This is a genomic window from Bradyrhizobium sp., assembly GCF_030697065.1.
In the GTDB taxonomy this organism is placed as follows: domain Bacteria; phylum Pseudomonadota; class Alphaproteobacteria; order Rhizobiales; family Xanthobacteraceae; genus Bradyrhizobium.
The window spans coordinates 1-3,882 of the sequence record NZ_JAUYQU010000267.1; the positions used below are offsets into that span (position 1 = coordinate 1).

At 64.7% G+C, this 3,882-nt stretch carries 4 protein-coding genes and 1 pseudogene; 4 read left to right on the forward strand and 1 reads right to left on the reverse strand.

The window, feature by feature from the left end; all coding sequences use genetic code 11:
• From Q8R73_RS21015 to Q8R73_RS21030, 4 genes are all read left to right on the forward strand, one after another.
• Positions 1–888, forward strand: an 888-nt coding sequence (locus Q8R73_RS21015) for a sugar kinase (protein WP_305721466.1), incomplete at its 5' end; no start/stop codon positions are given.
• A gap of 70 nt (positions 889–958) precedes the next feature.
• Positions 959–1,462 carry an Lrp/AsnC family transcriptional regulator gene (locus Q8R73_RS21020; protein ID WP_305721467.1) on the forward strand — a complete coding sequence of 168 codons (504 nt, stop codon included), beginning with the start codon at positions 959–961 and terminating at the stop codon, positions 1,460–1,462.
• 70 nt (positions 1,463–1,532) lie between these two features.
• Positions 1,533–1,880 (forward strand): hypothetical protein, encoded by a 348-nt coding sequence (locus tag Q8R73_RS21025; RefSeq protein WP_305721468.1) that lies wholly within the window; start codon positions 1,533–1,535, stop codon positions 1,878–1,880.
• 14 nt (positions 1,881–1,894) lie between these two features.
• Complete coding sequence (locus Q8R73_RS21030) at positions 1,895–3,361, forward strand: methyl-accepting chemotaxis protein (protein ID WP_305721469.1); 1,467 nt, start codon at positions 1,895–1,897, stop codon at positions 3,359–3,361.
• A gap of 159 nt (positions 3,362–3,520) precedes the next feature.
• On the opposite strand, the pseudogene Q8R73_RS21035 reads toward Q8R73_RS21030, so the two are convergent.
• Positions 3,521–3,882: pseudogene (locus Q8R73_RS21035) on the reverse strand (phosphomannomutase/phosphoglucomutase); the annotation flags it as partial.

The following is a 3,882-nucleotide window of genomic DNA, read 5'->3' on the forward strand; positions in this document are numbered from 1 at the left end:
TTCCGGGTCGGCGGCATTCCGGCACGCGGTTCCAAGGAGAACGCCACCCATTTCGACGAGATTTGCGGCGGCAACGCGCTGAACGCCGCGATCGGCATCGTTCGCCTCGGCGGACGCGCGTCGATCTGCGGCCCGATGGGCGATGCCCGCGAGGTATCCAGCAGGTTCATCTTCGAAAAGCTCGCGCATGAGGGCATCGAGACAAAACACATTATCCACATGCCGGGCCTGGTGACGCCGATCTCGACGGTCATGGTCGACCCCAGCGGTGAGCGCACCATCGTGACCTTCCGCGATCCGGAACTGTGGAAAGTGCGGCTGCCCAGTTCCGAGACGCTGCTGGAGGATTGCGCTGCCATTCTCACCGAGAGCCGCGCCGCGGAGTTCTGCACCGATTTGTGCGCCGAGGCGCGCCGCCGCGGCATCCCCGTGGTCGTGGACGTCGACCGCGCGATGTCGCTGCGGGAGGGGTTGCTCAACGCCTCTTCCCATCTGGTGTTTTCGAGCGAGCCGTTACAGGAGACCGCCGGCATCGCCGACGACGGCGAGGCGTTGAAGAAGATCGCAAAGTTGACGGCGTCGTTCCTGGCGGGGACGCGCGGGGCGAAAGGTACGATCTGGCTCGACGAGCAGGGGCATCTGCAGGAGACGCCGGCCTTCCCGGTCCACACCGTGGATACCTTGGGCGCCGGCGACGTTTTCCATGGCGCGTTCGCGCTCGCGATCACCGAAAAGCAGGAATTGCGGCAGGCGCTGCGGTTCGCTTCGGCCGCCGCGGCACTGAAATGCACCCGCCATGGCGGCGCCTTCGCCGCTCCGCAACGTATTGAGGTGGAACAGCTTTTGAGCCAGGGCCAGCCGTCGGCTGCGGCGCAGGGCGACCCATAGCGGGCTTGTCTTAGAAGATTTTTCTCTATATCAGGGTAATTAGTACCTTGGATGGAACAAAGTTCTTCTCATGACCGACCTAGCGCTTCCAGCCAGCGAGCCCAATCGTCGCCTCGATGCGATCGACCGCAAAATCCTGACGGTACTGCAGGAAGACGCCTCGCTCTCGGTCGCCGAGATCGGAGACCGTGTCGGCCTGTCGTCGACGCCGTGCTGGAAGCGGATCCAGCGGCTGGAGGCCGACGGCGTCATCCTGCGCCGGGTCGCGTTGGTCGACCAGAACAAGATCGGGCTCGGCATCACGGTGTTCGTCTCGGTAGAGAGCGCCGATCATTCCGAGGCTTGGCTCAAGACCTTTGCCGGGGCCGTCAGCGCGATGCCGGAGGTAATGGAGTTCTATCGCATGGCCGGCGACGTCGACTACATGCTGCGCGTGGTGGTCGCGGACATGGCCAGCTACGACGTGTTCTACAAGAAGCTGATCGGCGCGGTGCCGCTGAAGAACGTCACCTCGCGCTTTGCGATGGAGAAGATCAAGTCGGTGACCGCATTGCCGGTGCCGGCGATGGCGTAGCAGGTATCCACCGTAGTTCTACAGCGCGGCTGTTCACCCGAAATTAGGCTTGCCCCGATATCAGTTCGGCATGAGCCCGGATCGAGATATCCCGACATCGCGCTGGCCGGCCTGGCTCAACGCCACCGCTCTGTTGCTGGCCAGCGTTGTCGCGGTCGCGGCGCTCTCGCTCCAGGTTCGTCCCGGCGCCGAAATTGTGGCTGTCGCCTTTCCACCGTGGTGGAGCGCCCGGCAGATCTACCAGGCCGCCGCCTCCGCTGACGCCGCGATCGTCAGAACGACCGCCCTTGCAGCCATCCTCGTGGTCAGACCGAACGATCGGGACGGCGTGACCCGTTTGCGCCAGGCCGGCGCGTGGCTGACGCTCGACCCGCAAGCCATTGCTGCCTGCTTCAACACTCCCGCCAAGGAAATCTGAGAAGGAATCCGGCCATGAATATCGGCAGCAAGGATCTCGACGCATTGCGCGAAACCGCCAGCAGGGCGCTGATTGCGCTGCTCTGGATCCATGTTCCGATCGCGATGGCCGTCGGCTTGGCGCGCGGATCCTGGCTGATGCCGACGGTTCTCACGACGGCCTTTGCCGCGGCAGCCACCTTGTCGTGGCGCGCCGCGGGCAACGGGCTTTCGACCAGCCTCGTGGTCGCCGTCGCGCTGATGGGCGGGGTTTCGGTGTTTACCTGGGAACTCGCCGGTCATCCCTGGCAAATCGACATGCACATGTACTTCTTCGCAGCGCTTGCCTGTCTCGTCGCCTATTGCGACGTCAGGCCGATCCTCGCCGGAACCATCGCCGTCGCGCTGCATCATCTGGCGCTGAATTTTATCATTCCGGCGGCGATCTTCCCGGGCGGCGCCGACTTTGGCCGCGTGGTGCTTCACGCGGGCATCCTCATCCTCGAAGCCGCAGTGCTGGTTCTGGTTGCCTATCAGCTGGAGCGACTGTTCATGACGACGGCGCAGAAGACCGCCGAAGTCGAAGCCGCGAACGCCGCCGAGGCCCGCGCCACCGCCGAGCGCGGCCAGGCCGAACATCAGGCCAGGCTCGAGCGCGATGCAGCCATGCGCCGGCTGGCCACCGAATTCGAGAGCAAGGTTGGACATATCGTCGAAGCCGTCGCCGTGGCCTCCCGTGAAATGCAGGGCATGTCCTCGTCGATGAGCAACAGCAGCGGGGCCGCCGCGCGACAGACGGCGGCAGCGGCTGCCGCATCGACCCAAGCTTCGCTCAATGTCGGAACCGTGGCCGCGGCGGCGGAGGAACTGACCGCCTCGATCAGCGAGATCGCCCAGCAGGCGACGCGCTCCGCCACCGTCACCGGAAAGGCGGCCGACGAGGCCCGTCGCACCAATGCCGTGGTCGAGGGCCTCGCCGCGGGGACGCAGAAGATCGGCGAGGTCGTGACCCTGATCCAGAGCATCGCCAGCCAGACCAACCTGTTGGCCTTGAACGCCACGATCGAAGCCGCGCGCGCCGGCGAACACGGCCGCGGCTTTGCGGTGGTCGCCAGCGAGGTCAAGGCACTGGCCAACCAGACCGCGCAGGCGACTGAAGAAATTTCGTCGCAGATCCAGAGCATCCAGGCGGCGACCGGTGAGGCCGTCAGCGCGATCCAGGCGATCGGCGGCACCATCGCCGAAATCAACGAAATCTCCAATGCCATTGCCGCCGCCGTCGAACAGCAGGGATCGGCGACCAGCGAGATCTCCGGCAACGTGCAACAGGCCGCGAACGGCACCCGCGAGGTCAATGAGAACATCGTCGGTGTCGCCGAGGCTTCCAGCGAACTCGGCAGCTCCGCCTCGAAACTGCTCGACGCCGCAACCGGGCTGTCGTCGCAATCCGAACGTTTGAAATTCGAAGTCGACAGTTTCCTCGGATCGGTGCGCGCGGCGTAAATTCGATCGCCAACACAAGTACAACTTGTCGTCACCCGCGCAGGCGGGTGACCCAGTATTCCAGAGACGTCAGCGATCAACCGAGAAGCCGCGGCGTACTAGGTCACCCGGTCAAGCCAGGTGACGACGGCGGTGGGTGTGGCGCGTTCGAGCCCCCCGTCAAATCGTCTGATTGTACGCGCCGACCTCGGGGTGCGTCCGCAGCACCACATTCATCGCCTCGAACAGATCATGCATGCGCTGCTCGCTCACCGGGCTCTCGACCACGACCACCAGTTCCGGCTTGTTGGATGACGCCCGCACCAGGCCCCAGCTGCCGTCCTTGACGGTGACGCGCACGCCGTTGACGGTGACGAGATCGCGGATTTTCTGTCCGGCGACCTTCTCGCCGTTGTTCTGCATCGCCTCGAAATGCTTCACCACGGCATCGACCACGCCGTACTTGGTCTCGTCGGCGCAATGCGGCGACATCGTCGGCGATGACCAGGTCTTCGGCAGCGCGTCCTTCAGATCCGCCATCG